The 19225-nt window shown below is 33.3% G+C and carries 19 protein-coding genes; 4 read left to right on the top strand and 15 right to left on the bottom strand.

What is annotated here, in order from left to right:
- Nucleotides 1–14: 14 nt before the first annotated feature.
- A complete protein-coding gene (locus AC1RPT_RS01685; protein ID WP_481760866.1) occupies nt 15–1250 on the top strand; it encodes a multidrug efflux MFS transporter in 1236 nt (411 codons plus the stop codon).
- Between the two features lie 85 nt (nt 1251–1335).
- On the opposite strand, the gene AC1RPT_RS01680 is transcribed toward AC1RPT_RS01685, so the two are convergent.
- The 8 genes from AC1RPT_RS01680 to AC1RPT_RS01645 all read right to left on the bottom strand — a co-directional run bounded on the left by AC1RPT_RS01680 (nt 1336) and on the right by AC1RPT_RS01645 (nt 9852).
- Nucleotides 1336–1599 carry a type B 50S ribosomal protein L31 gene (locus AC1RPT_RS01680; protein WP_409021601.1) on the bottom strand — a complete coding sequence of 88 codons (264 nt, stop codon included), beginning with the start codon at nt 1597–1599 and terminating at the stop codon, nt 1336–1338.
- Nucleotides 1600–1705: 106 nt separating this feature from the next.
- Nucleotides 1706–2971, bottom strand: coding sequence for a transcription termination factor Rho (gene rho, locus AC1RPT_RS01675; protein WP_409021602.1), 1266 nt, complete (start codon nt 2969–2971; stop codon nt 1706–1708).
- Between the two features lie 8 nt (nt 2972–2979).
- Entirely contained in the window at nt 2980–4245 is a 1266-nt protein-coding gene (locus tag AC1RPT_RS01670; protein ID WP_481760867.1) for a UDP-N-acetylglucosamine 1-carboxyvinyltransferase, read from the bottom strand.
- A gap of 124 nt (nt 4246–4369) precedes the next feature.
- Nucleotides 4370–5248: an RluA family pseudouridine synthase gene (locus AC1RPT_RS01665; RefSeq protein WP_481762396.1), complete on the bottom strand. Its 879-nt coding sequence runs from the start codon at nt 5246–5248 to the stop codon at nt 4370–4372.
- Nucleotides 5249–5505: 257 nt separating this feature from the next.
- Nucleotides 5506–6801: a helix-turn-helix domain-containing protein gene (locus tag AC1RPT_RS01660; protein WP_481760869.1), complete on the bottom strand. Its 1296-nt coding sequence runs from the start codon at nt 6799–6801 to the stop codon at nt 5506–5508.
- Between the two features lie 36 nt (nt 6802–6837).
- A complete protein-coding gene (locus AC1RPT_RS01655) occupies nt 6838–6987 on the bottom strand; it encodes a hypothetical protein (protein WP_481760870.1) in 150 nt (49 codons plus the stop codon).
- A gap of 189 nt (nt 6988–7176) precedes the next feature.
- Nucleotides 7177–8661: a UDP-glucose--hexose-1-phosphate uridylyltransferase gene (gene galT, locus AC1RPT_RS01650; protein ID WP_481760871.1), complete on the bottom strand. Its 1485-nt coding sequence runs from the start codon at nt 8659–8661 to the stop codon at nt 7177–7179.
- A 24-nt stretch (nt 8662–8685) separates the two neighbouring features.
- Nucleotides 8686–9852, bottom strand: coding sequence for a galactokinase (locus AC1RPT_RS01645; protein ID WP_481760872.1), 1167 nt, complete (start codon nt 9850–9852; stop codon nt 8686–8688).
- A 126-nt stretch (nt 9853–9978) separates the two neighbouring features.
- Here AC1RPT_RS01645 and AC1RPT_RS01640 point away from each other — a divergent pair, with 126 nt between their 5' ends.
- Nucleotides 9979–10971: a LacI family DNA-binding transcriptional regulator gene (locus tag AC1RPT_RS01640; RefSeq protein ID WP_481760873.1), complete on the top strand. Its 993-nt coding sequence runs from the start codon at nt 9979–9981 to the stop codon at nt 10969–10971.
- A 43-nt stretch (nt 10972–11014) separates the two neighbouring features.
- Here the strand turns inward: AC1RPT_RS01640 and AC1RPT_RS01635 are convergent, their stop codons facing one another.
- Nucleotides 11015–11869 (bottom strand): hypothetical protein, encoded by an 855-nt coding sequence (locus AC1RPT_RS01635; RefSeq protein ID WP_481760874.1) that lies wholly within the window; start codon nt 11867–11869, stop codon nt 11015–11017.
- Between the two features lie 189 nt (nt 11870–12058).
- On the opposite strand from AC1RPT_RS01635, the gene AC1RPT_RS01630 reads away from it, so the two are divergent.
- Entirely contained in the window at nt 12059–12883 is an 825-nt protein-coding gene (locus AC1RPT_RS01630; RefSeq protein WP_481760875.1) for a helix-turn-helix domain-containing protein, read from the top strand.
- 77 nt (nt 12884–12960) lie between these two features.
- On the top strand, nt 12961–13377 hold the full coding sequence (locus AC1RPT_RS01625; protein WP_481760876.1) for a hypothetical protein: 417 nt from the start codon (nt 12961–12963) through the stop codon (nt 13375–13377).
- Between the two features lie 313 nt (nt 13378–13690).
- Here AC1RPT_RS01625 and AC1RPT_RS01620 read toward each other — a convergent pair whose 3' ends face one another.
- The 6 genes from AC1RPT_RS01620 to AC1RPT_RS01595 form a co-directional block, all read right to left on the bottom strand.
- On the bottom strand, nt 13691–14317 hold the full coding sequence (locus AC1RPT_RS01620) for a hypothetical protein (RefSeq protein WP_481760877.1): 627 nt from the start codon (nt 14315–14317) through the stop codon (nt 13691–13693).
- A gap of 4 nt (nt 14318–14321) precedes the next feature.
- A complete protein-coding gene (locus tag AC1RPT_RS01615) occupies nt 14322–15050 on the bottom strand; it encodes a DapH/DapD/GlmU-related protein (protein WP_481760878.1) in 729 nt (242 codons plus the stop codon).
- The gene (locus tag AC1RPT_RS01610; RefSeq protein ID WP_481760879.1) at nt 15040–15924 is read right to left on the bottom strand and encodes a glycosyltransferase; all 885 of its coding nucleotides are present in this window, start codon (nt 15922–15924) and stop codon (nt 15040–15042) included. Before AC1RPT_RS01610 ends, AC1RPT_RS01615 begins: the two co-directional genes overlap by 11 nt.
- Nucleotides 15911–17161 (bottom strand): PTS sugar transporter subunit IIC, encoded by a 1251-nt coding sequence (locus AC1RPT_RS01605; protein WP_481760880.1) that lies wholly within the window; start codon nt 17159–17161, stop codon nt 15911–15913. Before AC1RPT_RS01605 ends, AC1RPT_RS01610 begins: the two co-directional genes overlap by 14 nt.
- On the bottom strand, nt 17162–17884 hold the full coding sequence (locus AC1RPT_RS01600) for an HAD-IIB family hydrolase (RefSeq protein WP_481760881.1): 723 nt from the start codon (nt 17882–17884) through the stop codon (nt 17162–17164). It lies immediately after the preceding gene.
- A gap of 573 nt (nt 17885–18457) precedes the next feature.
- On the bottom strand, nt 18458–19177 hold the full coding sequence (locus AC1RPT_RS01595; protein WP_481760882.1) for a GntR family transcriptional regulator: 720 nt from the start codon (nt 19175–19177) through the stop codon (nt 18458–18460).
- Nucleotides 19178–19225: the final 48 nt, after the last annotated feature.

Genomic DNA, 19225 nt, shown 5'->3' with positions numbered 1-19225 from the left:
GGGGACTGTTTAATTTGTTGACTTCACTAAAATCAACATTTTTTCGTTCTAGACAACCTTGGGAACAAAATTTATTTGTTTTATGGTTTGGTACGTTCATGGCTGGCGTGGCATTTAGTTTAATTATGCCATTTATGTCACTTTATATTGATACGTTAGGTGACTTCACCAAAACCGAATTAAATTTTTATAGCGGCATTACCTATTCATCTACATTTTTAATTACCGCCATTGTTTCCCCACTATGGGGTCGTTTAGCTGATCGAAAAGGTCGTAAATTAATGATTTTAAGAGCTTCATTCGGAATGGCCATTGTTTTAGGCCTGATGGGGCTTGTCAGTAACGTTTACCAATTAATTGCGTTACGTTTATTACAAGGTGTCTTTTCTGGTTATATTAGTAACTCACAGGCACTGATTGCAACAGAGACACCCAAGCGGCAAAGTGGTAAAGCACTCGGTATTTTAGTTACCGGTAGTGTTACTGGTACTTTATTTGGACCACTAATCGGTGGCGCAATAGCTGGGGTCTTCGGCTATCGTATTACCTTCTTCATTACTGCTGCGATTTTGCTAATTGTTTTCTTACTTAGTTATTTCTTTGTACATGAACATTTTACGCCTGTTGAAAAAGGTGAAATGCAAACGTCAAAAGAAATCTTCAAGAAATTACATCATCCTAAATTAATTATCGGGATGTTTGTCACTACCTTAATCATTCAAGCATCAAATTATTCCATTAGTCCTATTCTAAGCTTATACGTTCGAGAACTCTTACATAACGTTGGAAATGTTACCTTTATCAGTGGGTGTGTGGCTTCTATTCCAGGAATAGCAACGCTAATTGCTGCGCCTCGCTTAGGAGTACTAGGCGATAAAATTGGAACAGAACGTATTTTAAAAATTGCACTTACTGTCGCAATTTTCATTTTTATTCCAATGGCATTAGTGACTAATGTTTGGCAACTTGGCGGCTTACGTTTCTTAATTGGGATTACGGATGCCGCAATGTTACCTGCAGTTCAAACAATTCTAACAAAAAATACACCGGCAGAATTCACAGGTCGAGTGTTCAGTTACAATCAATCATTCCAAGCCATGGGATCAGTCGTTGGTCCTATGATTGGCTCTACCGTTTCTGGCGTATTCGATTACAAAGGTGTCTTTATTTCTACCGCTATTTTAGTTGGTATTAATCTCATCTGGGTTCTCTACGTCACAAAAGGGATGTATTCACGAAAAGCTGAATAGTAACGTTCAATCTAGTTGAACGTTACTATTTTTTTGTATAAAAAAAGGAAGAAGCTTATTGGCTTCTTCCTTTTCGAAATAGTTCTTATTTTGCAGCGTTTGCGTCTGTAAGACCATATTTCTTGTTGAAACGATCCACACGGCCATCGGCTTGAGTGAATTTTTGACGTCCAGTATAGAATGGATGTGAATCCGATGAAATTTCGACACGAATCAATGGGTATGATTTGCCATCTTCCATTTCAATTGTTTCTTCTGAATGTTTTGTTGAACCTGAGATAAATTTGTAACCTGAAGTAGTATCCATAAATACAACTTCATGGTAATCTGGATGGATTTCTTTTTTCATAAGTAAGTATTCTCCTTTGCCCTAATCCATCTGCTGAATTAGAGTTATTCTTTATATTACAACATGCACAATCTTATCACGAATTAACTCGTTTTACAATTAAATTTTATTTACTTGTTTTTGTTAACTCTTTTAAAAATTCAGCATTATTTTTTGTTTTCTTCATTTTTTGGATAACACGTTCCGTAGCACCTAGTGAATCGCCTGTCATCATCTTTCGAATCTGCCATAGTTCTTCAATTGTTTGCTTAGATAATAATAATTCTTCTTTACGTGTACTTGATTTTTTTAAATCGACAGCAGGGAAGATACGGCGTTCAGCAAGCTCTCTTGAGAGTTGTAATTCCATATTACCGGTTCCTTTGAACTCTTCATAAATCACATCATCCATTCGGCTACCCGTATCAACCAAAGCAGTTCCTAATATTGTCAGGCTTCCACCTTCTTCAATATTACGTGCAGCACCAAAGAATTTTTTAGGTCGATAAAATGCTGCTGGATCAATCCCACCTGATAACGTCCGTCCGCTTGGCGGAATCGTTAAATTATACGCTCTAGCCAAGCGAGTAACTGAATCCATTAAAATAACAACATCTTGCTTATCTTCAACTAATCGCATTGCACGTTCTAAAACAAGTTCAGAAACACGCGCATGGTTCTCTGGTTGTTGATCGAATGTTGACGATACAACATCACCTTTAATTGATCGTTCTAAATCAGTCACTTCTTCAGGTCGTTCATCAATTAATAGTACGATTAATTTTACATCGGGATGATTTTCTGCGATTCCTTGAGCAATCTCTTTAAGTAAAGTTGTTTTCCCAGCTTTAGGTGGTGCCACGATTAAACCACGTTGACCAAATCCAATAGGAGCAAATAAATCAGTTAATCTCGTTGAAAGATTTTGACTAGTTGTTTCTAAAGTTAATTGTCGATTAGGATATAAGGGCGTCAGTGCAGGAAAATGTGGACGTTCCTTTGCTTCTTCTGGATTTTTACCATTAACTGTATCAACGTGCATTAACCCATAATAACGTTCATTAGGCTTTGGTGGTCGTGCTTTACCTCCGACTAAATCCCCATTTCTTAAATTAAATCGCTTAATTTGTGAGGCAGAAATATAAATGTCCTCTTGTGATGGGCCGTAGTTAATTGGACGCAAAAAACCGAATCCATCCTGATTGGGAACAATGTCTAAGACACCTTCCATCAAAATGAATCCTTGTTGTTTTGCTTGAGCCCTTAGAATTGCCAAAGACAATTCTTTTTTATTCATTTGGCTATAATATTGTATTTTATATTCTTGGGCATAGCCATAAATTTCTTTAAGCGTCTTGTCTTTTAATTCACCCATCGTTAAGAAGTCGCTCATTTAATCACCTAATCTTCATCAATAATTTCTACATCAGCAGATAAATTTGTCATTTTTTGTACAACGCAATCATAACCACGTAAAATATTATCGGCTTTCTCAATGACAGTCGTACCATTAGTCATTAAAGCAACTTCAAGTAATGCAGCACCTGCACGAATTTCATCTGCATAAACAGTTTGGCCTGTTAATTCAGTTGATTGATTGATTCGAATAATGCCATCTTTTGATTCAATCTTAACACCCATTCGTTGCATTTCTGGAATGTGCTTAATCCGTTCAGGATAAAGTGTATCAATAATACGACTCTCACCTGTAGCCTTGAGCATAACGGCAGTAATTGGTTGTTGCAAGTCAGTTGCAAACCCAGGATATGGTGAAGTTGTCACTTCAATTGGGATAATTTTATCGCCACCAGGAACAAAAATACTATCTTCATTCACTTGGAAAGTAACGCCCATTTCACTAAGTTTAGCTAAAAATGAATCTAAATGTTCAGTAATAACATTCTTAATTAAAACGCCCTCACCCATTGCAGCAGCAAGTGAGATATAAGTACCAGCTTCAATACGATCTGGAATAATCGTATGCGTATTAACAGCTTTTAAGCTATCAACACCTTGAATTCTGATTTCACCAGTCCCCGCACCACGAATATGAGCACCCATATTATTCAAGAATGTTGCAATATCAATGGTTTCAGGTTCTTTTGCAGCATTTTCAATGATTGTGGTTCCTTTTGCACGGACAGCAGCCAATAAAATGTTAATTGTTGCACCCACTGAAACAAGGTCCATAAAAATACGGGCTCCCTTTAATCCTTCAGGGCCACTCGTAATAATCACTGCGTCTTCTTCTTCGATAACTTCAGCGCCAAGAGCTTTAAATCCCTTGATGTGTTGATCAATCGGACGTGGTCCAATATTATCACCACCAGGAAATCCAACAACTGCACGACCGAACCGACCTAATAAGGCACCCATAAAGTAATAAGAAGCTCTTAAACTTTTAATGGCACCACCAGGTAAAGGTTCATCCTTAATCATCGTAGGATCTACCATTAAGTTACCAGCGTTAAATTCAGACTTAACATTCATTTGATCTAAAATTTTCATTAAATTATGTACATCTAAAATATCGGGGACACTGTCAAAATGCACAGGTGTATCCGCAAGAATAGCTGCAGGAATCAATGCAACAGTACTATTCTTAGCACCACCGATTATTACTTCGCCAGACAGTTTTTTACCGCCTCTAATAATCATCTTTTTCATTTATTATTTCCTCACTTAAAAGTGCTTTCACAAATTGATTATAACTATATTAATAATAAAGAAAAAGTTCACGAAATACAATAGATATTCGCCACTTTATCCAAATATACAATCTTGCCTGATACTATTTTAATAATTGAGCCATATCAGCTGGGAGTTCTGATTCAAAAGCTAATTTTTTACCCGTAAATGGATCTTCAAAGCTTAATTTAGCAGCATGTAATGCCTGTCTATCAATACCTTTGTCCATCGGGCCATCATATAACGCATCCCCAACCAAAGCATGATGAATAAAATCAAAATGTACACGAATTTGATGTGTTCGGCCCGTAACTAACTTCACATCAACTAATGTGTAGTCTGGAAATCTCGTTACAACTTTATAAGTTGTTTCTGAGGCTTTTCCTTCAGCCATAACAGAACGACGAATTTCGCCTTCCTTTTTACCAATTGGTTCTTTAATATCTCCTTGATCACTTTTAACGTCACCTGCAACAATTGCTAAGTATGATTTTTCTAACTGACCATTACTTAATTGAGCAGCAATCAAACTATGTGCAAATCCATGCTTAGCTAATAAAACAAGTCCACTTGTAAAACGGTCTAAACGCGTAATAACATGTGGCACGAAACTACTTGAATGAGTTGCAATCAAATGGCCTTTAACACGGTTAACCAATGTTGTATCTTCATTAGATGGGCCTGGCACGGTTACCATACCAGCTGGCTTATCGACTACTAACCAGTTTTCATCTTCAAAGACGATATTTAATGGTTCATCACTTGCATGTATGGCATCGTTATCTGGTTCTTCTGGCAACGTCAAAATAACTTCATCACCATCAATCAGTTGATAATCCCAATATTCATTCTTTTTGTTAACTCGAACTTGTCCCTCGCCTTGTTTAATTCTGGCGATTAATCGTTTACTAACGCCAACCTCAATTAAAAATTTTTTTAAACTAATTGTGCCTTCACCATTGTTTGTTAGCGTAAATTGCATGTCATTATCCTTCATTTCTCGTCATAACGTTTATTCTCTATCTTATCACACTTGGTAGCCTATAAAAAAAGGCGATTATAATCGTTAAATTATAATCGTCTTTTTTTATTTTGTAATAAATAAATGTTTGCCCAATTCGATACTGTTTAATGCTTCAAAAGAAATCCCCCACGAATATCTCTTGTTAGTTCTCTATAATATAGAGTATACCGAATGATTCATGGGTTGTACTATCAAAAAAAAAACTAGAAACATTTTTACTGATAGTGTTTTCTATTCACGTTTAACAGTCGTTTCCCCATCTCTGGCATATCATTATCAAGTCCTAATGCAGTGATAATATACTTATCAAATGCATTGTTTTTATAATTTTTATTCATGAAATTAGTAACCACCATATCATATCGTTGACTAGAATCATAAATACTGACATTAACGCGTAAATTAATATTTAAATCTTGACTCATATTTCTGACAAATAATTCTTTAATTCGCTCGTTTGCATTTAAATCAACCCCAACTGTTAACATGGTTTCTTTTTCTAACAATCTAGCGCTAAAAATTTCGACCATTTTATTAATAAATGGCTGCCTGTATCGCTTATAGAAATCAGACCATTTTTTAGCTAATAATGGACTGTCGATTAATTCATCCATGGCAATCTCAACATGACGTCGAACTGAATGATTTGAATATTTTTTTCGATAACTATTCATCATGTAAGTTCCCACGGCATCCATCGTTCCATGAAAACAAAATGCTTCAGTACAAATTGGGTACAATGATTTACTAACATTTTCACCGATAATTTTAACATCTAATTTAGATTCAAATCCTTGTTCCAAATATTTAACAGCTTGTTGAAGTTTGGTGTTATTTGTGTGATTAATTGCAATAAAATCGCGGGACAAGTAAGCACTTGAAGGAACTGAAACAAAAGCAGTTGTCCAAGCGTAAAGTAGGGCGCTCTCAAAATGAACATCAATTTTATTTGAGAACTTAATATAAATATCTTGCATCTTTTCTTCAACTTGGTTAAATAGTGAATTATTTGCAATCATATCTGCTAAATCATCAGAAATCACCCAATTATCACGATCTTTTCGCATCATTCGATGAACACTGACCTTCATCCAAATTCTAGTCCTCATTAAATTACTATCATTCACATTGAAGTTAAAATATGTTTCAAATACTTTAATGTATTCAAGAATGACGCCCGCTTCTATCGTATCATTATAGTTAAAATCTGTCGCTAGAAATAGTGAATAGTAAAAAAATCTAATTTGTAATTCAGAACCAACTACCTCACCATGTGCAATTTTAATCTGAAATTCAGACAACAAATTATTAAGTTGCTTAATTCTTCTGAAGATAGATGATTCACTAACATTTAAACTAAGACTCAAATTTTCAATACTGCTATTTTCATCATAATAGAATGCCATTAAAATTTGGTAATTAATAGACTCTTTCACATACCGATAAACCGTTTCGTAAAAATTAATTTTGCCTTTACCTATAAATTGAATGTTATTCTTTTTTATGATCATATAGGGTTCATCACCTGAATTGAATTCGCCATCCAATTACTCTAGTGCAACTCGCAAAGCTGTATTTGAAACATTTAATCGATTACAGATTACTTTTCTTGATAACCCATGTTCATTTAATGATAGCAATTCAATAATTTCACATATTAAAAACTCTGGTCGATCCAGAATATCTTTTTTGTACATTTATTCCTCCGAGAATTCTCATAATTACCAGCATGTCAACTTTAGTAAGAATATTATATATTTTATTTTAACACAAAACATTAAAAAGAGAATTTTCTAACACTATCTTAACAATTATCGTTAACCAGTTAGTTTCTATTTGATTTCTAAATAAAAAAGATTAACTTAAATAAGTTAATCTTTTTACGTTTAAACTTGTTTAATAAACTTAACGAATGCTTGTTGGCCGTGGTCATCTTGTTTATAAACCCCAGCATCTTCAAGAACACGCATAAAGACTTTTCCAACTTCGTTTTGTACGAGCTCACTAACCGTCTCTTTAGAAATCATCGAATTATCACGCTTAATTTCATCAGCCCAAGTTTTATGATAAGCCGCCATGACATTTGGTTGATCTGTTAGATACTTCTCAACCTCTGTTATTTCAGTTTTCAAACGAGGTGGTAAAATAGCTAATCCCATAACTTCAATCAAGCCAATGTTTTCTTTTTTAATATGTTGAACATCAGCATGTGGATGATAAATACCATCTGGAAATTCATCAGATGTTTGATTATCTCGCAAGACTAAATCCAATTCATAACGACCGTCACGCATTCGAGAAATTGGCGTCACAGTATGATGTGGCGTACCGTCAGCATCTTTTGCCAAAATTTGTGCATCGGCATCACTATATTCTTGCCAAGACGTTAAAATTTTTGCTGCTAAATCAGCTAATCGTTCTGGATTTTCACCATTTAAACGAATGACTGACATTGGCCAGTTCACAATACCTGCTTGAATGTCATCAAATCCTGCAAATTGCATTGTTTGACTCATTTCTGCCTTTGCCATTGGAAAATCATGACGTCCACCTTGATAGTGTTCATGCGTTAAAATTGAGCCACCTACAATTGGTAAATCTGCATTACTTCCCGCAAAATAGCCCGGGAATTTTTTAACAATTTGAAGTAAATCTGAAAATGTCGTTTTGTTAATTACCATAGGTTCATGCTTTTCATCTAAGAAAATTGAATGTTCATTGAAGTAAGCATAAGGCGAATATTGAAAGCCCCATGTTGCATCCCCCAAATCAAATCGTACAATCCGATGATTGCGACGAGCTGGGAAATCTAGTCTTCCAGCATAGCCTTCATTTTCCATACATAATTGGCATTTAGGATAACCCGTTTGTTTCATTGTTTTAGCTAAAGCAATTTGCTTTGGATCTTTTTCAGGTTTAGATAAATTAATGGTGATTTCTAAATCACCATAATTTGTTGGTACCTGATAAGCAATGTTTTTCGCAATAGCCGCAACTTTGATGTAATCGTTAGCCTGACTTAATTCATAAAAATAAGCCAAAGCTTTCTCTGGGTCTTTTGCGTATAAATCCCAGAAATGTTTATTCACGTGACTTGGAATTGGTGTGACCAGATCCATTAATTTAGCACCAAGAATATCTTGCTCCGCGATTAGAGCACTGATTTTCTCGTTTTTGATTGCTAAATTAAGTAGCTCGTCTTTAACAGCAATTATTGTGTCAGAAACTGGTTCAGTTACTTCTATCTCTGATTCACCAACCAAATCTAAAACGACGTTTACTAAATAAATTTTATCATCTGTCGAATAAGTCGTTGGATCAAACTGAATAACTTTATCGACGAATTTTGAAATTAATTGTTTAGAATCCATGTTTTTCCCTCTATCTCTTTATGCTTAATCTAATTTTTTAGCGCCATCAGCAATTTCTGCTAAATAGAAACTTGGTGCATAACCGATTTTTTCTTCGTAGATACGACCCACTTCACTTTCAAATGCGTCAACTTTGTCTTTAGCAACAATGGCAATTGCACAACCACCAAAACCAGCACCAGTCATTCGAGCACCTAGTACTCCTGGTTGTTCCCATGCTGTTTCAACAAGTGTATCAAGTTCAATACCCGTTACTTCATAATCAAATTGTAATGAAACATGTGAAGCGTTAACTAATTTACCAAAACGTACTAAATCTTCATTTTTCAAAGCTTCTTGAGCCATAATCGTCCGTTGGTTTTCTGAAACTGCATGACGCGCACGTTTTAGAAGGTTTTCTTTTTGGATTAAGTATGTTTGTAAATCAAAGCTAGCATTGTCCAAATCACCTAATGATTTAATATCATTTTTCTCTTGTAATAATGCTAATGCTGCTTCACATTCACTACGTCGTTCATTATATTTAGAATCTGCTAATTCGCGACGTTTATTTGTATTCATAATAATAATAACGTTGTCTTTTAAATCAATTGGTACTAAATCGTAATCTAGTGTATTTGTATCCAGTAAGATAGCATGATTTGCTTTACTCATACCGACTGCAAATTGATCCATAATTCCTGAATTAACACCGATAAATTTATTTTCTACCATGACACCTGTTTTAACAAGATCAACACGATCAATGTCTAAATTAAATTGATCTTCTAAAATAACACCCATCAATAATTCAATTGATGCAGATGATGATAAACCAGCACCATTTGGAATGTTACCTTCAAGTAAAATATCTAATCCTTTATCAATAACATAACCTTGCTCTTTCAAGTAAACAATCATCCCTTTTGGATAATTAGCCCAGTTATGTTCTTTTTGATATGATAAATCACTTAAATCAAATGAGACAACGCCATTATCTTTAAAGTTATTTGACATGATATTAATTGTTGTATCATCACGTTTTGTTGCAACTGCATATGTGCCTAATGTAATTGCTGTTGGGAAAACATGTCCACCATTGTAATCAGTATGTTCCCCAATTAAGTTGATACGACCTGGTGAGAAGTAACTTGCATTTGCGTCCACACCGTAAACATCTTTAAATTCGCTCTTTAATTCATTAATTTTCATTATATTTTCCTCCAATTTATTAACCGCTTTCATTTTACTAAATATTTACTAAAATTACAATCTTTTTACGACATTCTTTTTATTATGGTAAACTGATACACATAACCAATCAATCAGGAGGTAGTCATGGCAACACTTAAAGACATTGCACAGTTGGCAAAAGTTTCTAATGCAACTGTTTCTCGCGTGTTAAATTACGATCAAACATTATCCGTTGGCGACGATACACGTAAACGAATCTTTGAAGCAGCTGAAAGTTTAAATTATTCAAAAAATAAAAAGAAATCCAGTACACCTCAAGGTAAGATTGCTATTATCGAATGGTATACAGAAAAAGAAGAATTAGATGACCTGTATTACCTTTCAATTCGAATTGGTATCGAACGTAAATTAATTGAACTCGGTTATGAAATTACACGTTTTTTCCAAAATGATCAATTTAGCGCCTTGACTGATACTCTTGGTGCTATTGTTATCGGTAAATACAGTGCAGCACAAATAGCCGGATTTAAAGAACTAAATTCTAATTTAGTTTTTGTTGATATGAACACACTAAATTTTGGTATTAGTTGCGTCATGACTGATTTCAAAACGCCAGTTACAACCGTTATTGACCATTTTAAAAAACAAAATTTAACTAAAATTGGCATGATTGCAGGACAAGAAAGTACATTTGATGATGTCAATTTAGGCCCAGATTCCCGCTTCACTCACTTTAAAAATCACTTAGAACGTACTAGCAACTACCATCCCGAATGGGTTTATACAGGCGATTTCACGCCAGAATCAGGTTATCAATTAACCTTGAAATTATTAAATGATCAATCAGATAATTTACCAGAAGCGTTGTTTATTGCAAATGACGCAATGGCTGTCGGTGCATTACGTGCATTAAATGAAATATCAATTAAAGTGCCTGAACAAATCAGTTTAATTAGTTTTAATGACACATCTATTGCTGAATATACTTTCCCAACGCTTAGTTCAGTTAAAGTTTATACAGAAAAAATGGGTCAATCTGCTGCAGAACTATTAGTCAATCAAATGTCGATGACTGAAATTATCCCTCAGATTATTACCATTGGAACAACCTTAACACTTAGGAATAGTTCCAAATAAAAACAACTGGTATTCAGAAATTAATCTGAACATCAGTTGCTTTTTATTTTTTATTACGACCAATTAACCAGAATACTAGACCAACAGCAAGTAAAATTAAACTACCCACTAACATGGTATTAAATGTGTCACTGATATAATTATTCACAATATCAGTAAAAACAGAAGCTTTACTAGACACAATACCAATTAGGCCACTGTACAAGGCAATTGCAGAACCAATTGAAACTAGAACACCACTCCAGATTGCACTGAATCCGACGTATTTAAGCGGTATAAAGAATGCCCGATTAATAGCCAGTAAGAGTAGCGCAAAAATAACAGAAGCTATTAAACTATACATAAAGGCTGTTTGGACTATTACTTTTACCGAACTAACTGTACTAGCAATTTTTGAAAGATATGGCGTTTGGATATTATTCGTCAAATATTCACTTAAATTACTTTTAAAAGTTGCGACAATCCCATCAATTTTAGCGCTAACCAACGGATTTGATGTGTCCGTTTTTTTCATAACGTTGCTAGCAACTTGATTGGTAATCTCAGTTGGATTGATGACAGTTTGTTTTCCAGCATATACGTTACTAAAACTATTTTTCGCAATGTTAGTAACTTGTTGATTCGTTAAAGCATCTTTAACAGCTGACGTTGGCACATCATTTAATGTCGCAATACTTGAAATACCATCATTCATCTGTCGTGTCACAAGTGTCACGTTCGAATCTGTTAAAATTTTTTCTTCAGTATAAGTTTGATTCAAAACGGTTATTTTTAAGACACTTGTCACAAATAGTACGATTAAACTAAGGCTCAAGAAGAAAGATATCCAGCCGTTTAGACCTTTATGGTTGTCTATCTGATAGGTCTCAGTATGTTGCTTTTGGAATTCTGCACGCATGATTCTATCCCCTTTTGTTAATTCTCAAATTATTTAAATTTTAACATTCAATTGTAGGTTAATTGTACGCGACATGATTGAAAAATGGTAGTTTGATTTATTAATCATGAAATTTTATCATTATGCCCCATTATGTTATTATCCCAGTAATTACTGTTTAACTTTTTCAAACTAGAAAGAGGTTATATCATGCCTAATAGCTTAGGATTAATTTTAAAAGAAACTCGCCAATCGCTACACTTAACTCAAAAAGAAGTTTCCAAAGATATTTGTGCGCAATCGATGCTTAGTGCTATTGAAAATAATAAATACATACCTAATGCACAGCTCTTAATCCAACTATGTCATAAATTATCGATTACTTTAGACCAAATAAGTCTTCTGGAAAATTTTGATATCAGTTCAGAAAATGAATTCAATGAACGTGTATCTAAGTTATGTAATCAACACCAATACAAAGAGTTACTCCAGTTTCTAAATAAAGAAACGGTTACCAATAATTTAAAAACGGATAAGCAACTTCAGGCATACTATTATTATATCGGTATTGCAACTCTACATACTGAAAATAAATTGATTGCTACCGAAAAATATATTAAGTTGTCCCTTGCTTCCAGTAATAAAATTCTGCCAGATACCCTTACCCGACTTGGTACCGTCTCTTTGGCCTTTATATATGCAAAGCAAAATTTACAAAATAAGGCTGAGAAATATATTGATCAGACTTTTATGGACTTTAATAAATTATTTTATGAAGAAAATCAAAATATTTTATTCTATTTGACAGCACTTATTTATTTTAAGCTCAATAATTTAACAATGTCTCTTAATTGGATAAACAAGTCTGTTAAATTCGCTACTGATCATAACTCACACTATATGTTAGCCAACTCTTTTTATTTAATGGCTCAAATTGCAAAAAGAGCAGAAGATAAAGATAATTTTTTAGCCGCTACTGAAAAGCAACAGCTACTAACTGGCCTTTTTAATGAACAAATTTATAAAAATATTTAGAATATCAGAATACTGATTTTTAATTTTTACTCAAATTGGATAGGATGAAGTCATCAAATAAAAGGAGGTTTCATCCTATGGAAAAACCACTATTTTCAAATGTTATTTCAATCAAATCAAGTAAAGAAAAAATCGCGTTGTTTTTAAAAAATCCGGAAACTTTACTGAAATGGATACCTGATATTATTCAGGTACAGCCAATTGACAACAATAAATTCAATATTCACAGAACAGATTCTGCTTTGAATAAAAATGAGGAAATTTCTGTTAGTTCAGAAAATGATACAATCTACTATGAAAGTACCGGAGGAAAACTCGAATACACTCTAATTTTTAATTTGACTAGTAAAAATGCAACAACATTATTAGAAGAAAATTTTTACTTGTCTGAAAATGATCATTCACATTTACCATTAAAATTACTCATGCCAATCGCTAAACATGCCTTTAATTCAAACTTACAAAGCTTTAAACGAATAATTGAAAACAACTAAAAAAGAGATTCCTGCAAGGAGTATGGCTAATTTTTGTTACTTCTTGGTAGCTTGTAAAATTAATCCGAACGCTGTTCGGACAAAAAAGGTCAGCTTCCTTTAAAATGGTGTTTACCACAAACACACTTTCTAGGAACTGATCTTTTGTCTAGTATAACCTAATCTGAACGAATTAAAATTGAAACTTTCTGTGAGTTAGAACTATCTAATTCTGAAATGACCATCATTTAAACCGTTCACCAGGTTTCAAATTATAGTTGCAGCGCCTTAATGATTTCAACTTTTTTAAACTATATAATATAGATTTTTGTTTCTAAAAATCGTTATAAAAAACAAATTTAACACCATCATAGCTGCCTTTCAAGAGAAAAATTTCAAATTCTTTTACACAAACGTTAATATATTGTTCTACATCCTCTTTTTTAAGTAAACCTGGAAAGTCTTCGATAGACATATCATCAAAATCAGCATCCAAGTCTTCAATAATTTCACTAATATCACGATCAATTATTTCGTTGACCCCAGTCGATAAGTATTTGTTATTTTTCAAAGTTACCAGTTTATATTGTTTTATCAGAATACCATTATAATAGTGAAAGTCTAAATAGAATCTTCGTAGCGCTTCATCCTTACTATAACTCATGTTTTCTAAAATATATTTTTTATAAACAGTTTTTAGCCAAATATCATCAGATATAAGATGAAGATAATATCCTAGTTGAAACGTATTCAAACATGTTCCATACTCCTCTAGAAACATGTTTGGAAACATATCATGTTCTCCATCTTCGCGTTTCACCATAAAGTGCGTAAGCTCTTTGGGTGTTCTCGAATTTTTGTTAACATCTGGAGTAATACTTCCAATTAAAAAATCATTTCCAAACCCATGCTTATTATTTATTACTTGTGCAATTGATAAATGCATTATTCTTGATCCCATTTGTCTAACATCCTTTTTTTACTGTGTGAGTATAATAATCTTGTAAGTATAATTTACTGTCATTTGCATAAAAACCCTCTTTAATCATGAGATGTGGCAACGCAACACAATTTTTCCCCATTGTAACACCTGGATATGTCATAGTGTAAGCTCCAATGCGACAGTGATCACCTATAATGGCTCCAAATTTTGAACTTGTTTTTAAATATGTTTTATCATCGAAAAAAATTTTTTTTGTTTTATGCCATCCAGTCGCGTCAATTTCATCATACAAGTTAAAGCTGGAAGTCGACGCATAAGCTGAAAAGTTTACATCACTTCCAATAAAAGACCGCGTTATTGTATTAAAGTGTGCAATATGCGTATCATCCAGAATCACACTATTAATAATCTCCGAGGAATGCCCAATTATAGTATTTTCCCCAATATAACAGCCACCTCGAATAAATGCACTTTTCCCAATCAATGCATTGTCTTTGATGACTGCTGGGCCTTTGATGTAAGCAAACCCCTGAATAATAACATTTTCACCGATATACACATTCCCCTCAATAATTGCACTCTTTGATATTTGGCTACTATTTGCAGTGTATGAATGATTTAATCTAGTTAGATCCACATAATTAAAATTATCCAAAAAATCAACAACAGTTTGCTTCAACATACCATTACGCAATCTCTCATCATTAACGTCTATAAAATTGTGTAAATCAACAACGTTCTTAGTTTTCATTATTTCCACCAGCTTTACTCAACTCTCCATTTAATAATTCCGTTTTAGTTCCAATCCAAGTTCTAATTGAGCTTAAACCATATTTATTGAACATATATTTTCTTTTCCTTAGCGTATATTTTTTAGCTTCTTCGGTGCTTACTGTATTTTTATTTTTTTCATGTGGATAGTGAACTGCAATCGCAGATCTATCAAGGATAAATCTAATATGATGCACAAATGCGTTAATAGCGAAATCTGCATCCTCTCCACCATAAGTTGTGTAAGCCTCATCGAATCCTCCGATTCTTTGATAGGCATCTTTTGATATTCCAATATTACATGACCAACCAATTACCCATGGTGCTGGCCACTTAGACAAATCATCTCCCATTGACTGGTATACTGATTCACGGCGATCATACGCATTTAAATTCAATAATACTTGAATCGTGCCATCGACATCCGCCGCATTAAAGTTATCAATAATTGCCTGTTTATATTTATCATGATCATCAAATCCCGCAACATAACCAATCACAAAACTATTTTCATTATTTACTAAAATTCTATGGTACTCACTCACAAATGTACTACAAACTGCAATACCAGCATCAATAAATACGAGATATTTACCCCCAGAGATATTTGCTCCAGCATTTCTCGCTTCAGAAACCTTAAATCCATTATCCGACTGATAATAGTACTTAATATTCAGTGATGTCTCAAATGCCTTAACAATTGAGATTGTTTCTTCAGACGATCCATCATCGACAACTATTACTTCAAAAGTCGTATTATTCAGTTTTTGTTTAAGTAGTGACTGCAAACTAATTTCAAGTAATTTATTCCGATTGTAGGTTGGAATGATTACGGATATATCAAAATTTTCCATTACTATGCGCTCCCTTTAAGACTAACTTAGTGCTATTATTTTCGTACAGCTTTAAAAACGGTGTGTAAACAACAAAAGACATAATGATAATTACGATTTGAAACACAACATATTTATAACTTCCTAGCAAAAAGCCTGAAATTAATGGTGGTGTTATCCACGGAAGAATGACACCGTTAAACGGCGGAATAACTCCATATAGAATACAAAGATATAAAGACATTCCGGTAATAACTGGAATAAAAATGAACGGTACTACCATGTATGGATTCAATACAATTGGTAGTCCAAAAACTATTGGTTCGTTAATATTAAATAAACAAGGTACAAAAGCACCTAATCCTAGCTTGCGATTACCTGACTCTTTTGAAAAAATAATCATTGATAGAATAAGCCCTATACTAATACCGCTTCCTGTCATAGTAATAAATTGATTTAAAAACTGTTGAGTTACTATATGCGCTCCATTCACTATTGTTAGATTATGGTGTGCTGCTATAATCGACTGGTTTTCAATAGTATTTGTCAATAAAATCGGTGTTATTACTCCACCAATAACGGAATTACCGTGAATGCCAAAAAACCAAAAAACTGAAATCAATGCCGAGATAGAAATCACACCAAAAAACGTGTCCGATAAGTTTTGTAAAGGAAGCTGCAAAAGAGTATAAATAGTCTCTACGAAGGTTCTTTTTATGATAAATTGAAATACAAATTGAACGACACCTATAACAATAAAACAACAAAACATCGGAATTAAAGACTCAAAAGCTATTCCAACATTACTCGGTAAATCTTTAAAAACTTTATTTCCAATCCTTAAGTTAACAATCTTTTCAAAGAAAATAGGGATGAGTATTCCGATTAACATCGCTGCAATAATCCCCTTGCTTCCAATCCAATCAATGGTTATATTCTTTACTATTTTTACATTTTCTGCTCCACAAAGAACTAAAAATGAAATTAGTGCGGTAATAGTTGTTTCTAGTTTTAATTTTTCGTTTTTAGTCATCGAAAAAGCAATTCCTAAACAACTTACTACACCTAAAATGTTGAACGAAAAAGTAATCAATCGATTCATTAAGACTTTCAAATCGGGATTAATATCAAATTGTACAAGAATAATGAAAATAGAACTTACAATTGTAATGGGGATGGTATATATCATCCCATCTTTGATTCCAGTCAAAATTCTGGAATTGAAGAAACGATTAGTTGCCGATGTAAGCGATTTCATTTATTCTACTTCTTTCTTCACATAATTACTTATATCACTGTATACATTTATTAAATATCTAGCAGCAGTCTTGACAGGCAACGGACTATCATTATAAGTAAATGACTTATTAATGCTTTGAAGCATTGTTATATCATTATAATCATCTCCGACAGAATACACATTATTAATATTTACTTTTTTTATGTTAACCAACCAATTAATTGCAGTACTCTTATCAATACCCACACGCGTAATGTCTAAGTATTTTCCATTGCGATTGAAATTCAATATTCTTTTCGTTGCTATTTTCTCACTTATAGCATTGATAATTTTAGTACTTGCTACGACAGTAATTGAACAAATATTATCCGAGCTAGGATTTAATTTATCGAAACTACGTAATTCATTGTCACTACTTGAAATCATAATTCGTTCGATTGAACTCAAGTATTTATTAATTATTTCTTTTATCGCATTGATCTGCTCCCCGTTCAGATAGAATGCTTTAATAATCTGACCTCTACTATCAATTACTATTGAGCCATTTGATGCTAGAGCGTAGTTAAACTCAGGTAGACCATATTTTTCTTTCGCATTGACTATCGATTTTGGAGATCTTCCGGTGGCCACAACAAAGAGATCATTTTCTTTGTTGTGTTTCGCAATAGTCTCTCTTGTATTCTTATCTACAAAGTCACCTCTCAAAATCGTTCCATCAAAATCACTAACTAGCATATTCATTTAATCACCCCTACATATTATTTCCGCGAACCAAATCTTTTTAACCCCCATATCATTTTTACTCCTACACAGTTCGCTACACCCACATTATTTACCTAATGTCTAGATATTTCAAGGGAATTTTTTTATATATGTTATTTTGAGATTTTGAATCAGTATTAAATAACCACTCGGTTCAATTTTAATACCGCTCAGATTTAAAGATTAACTGATTATTCTTTTAAAAAGGGCTCTTTGTCAACTGGTGTTGGTGGCGGAATACTAAGGTATTTGTCGAAAGACAGATGCCTTTTCTTATGCAAAATTAATTCAATTCGGGTAAAGAAATGCTGGTTATTTTTGAATCCATAACAATTACGTTTAAGGTAGATTGTGAAAAACTATAATCGTTTTCTATTTCTTCTTGTCTTATTATCATTGTTGCATCCTCCTTTCCATACTTTATTTATTACTTCAACACATATCGCGTATTGTCCCACAATATCACTGCTAGTTACGATCACAAACTACTCTACTTTATGCTATCCTATTTTAAAATCGGTTAAAAAAAAGTATATTGCAGGAATCTCTTTTTTAGTTGTTTTTATTTAAATGAACATCTAAGACAAATTTATTATGATTGCTCACAAATCTTGACGTCGAATATTCAAAGGCGCGGCCTTTTTGATCATAAGCGATTTGATCAATTACAAAAATTGGACTATCCAAGGAAACTTCTAAAACTTGACTAGTTTCTTTGTTTGCTGGTTCAGCATAAACCACTCGTCTTGCATCTGTTAACTGTAAGTTCGCGTGACTCCCTAAATAGTCATACACGGATCCTGATAATACCTTTTCATCGATAGGCGCAATTGAGACCGGCATCACTGAGTGCTCAAAACTATAGACCTTTTTATTAATCAATCTAACCCTTTTAATTTCATAAACTGGATCATTAGATAATATTTGTAGATTTTTTTGTTCTATTTCTGTTGGTAATCGGGCATTAAAATGTATTAATTTACTTGATATTTTTTGATCTCGATGTGAATATGTGACACCAACAGGTAAATCTAGAGGCAACATCTCCGTAGATTGACTATCCATTCTTGGTCGCACATACGTCCCTGACCCTTGCTTACTATAAACTAATCCTTCATCAATTAGTAAATTTAATGATTTTTTTAACGTTAATCTAGAAACTTGGTATTTTTCGGTTAATATTTCTTGAGTTGGCAGTAAAGCCCCGGCACGATAATGATTTGTTAAAATATCTCGTTTAATATCTGAGTATATTTCTCGATATCTGTACATTTGTCTACCTCATTTCTATACATTTGTATATACATATTATATTATATA

The sequence above is a fragment of the Dellaglioa sp. CoH-56-MRSF-11 genome (assembly GCF_056782135.1).
Note: the sequence above shows the minus strand (reverse complement) of the source record. Positions and strands in the feature narration are given on the sequence as shown.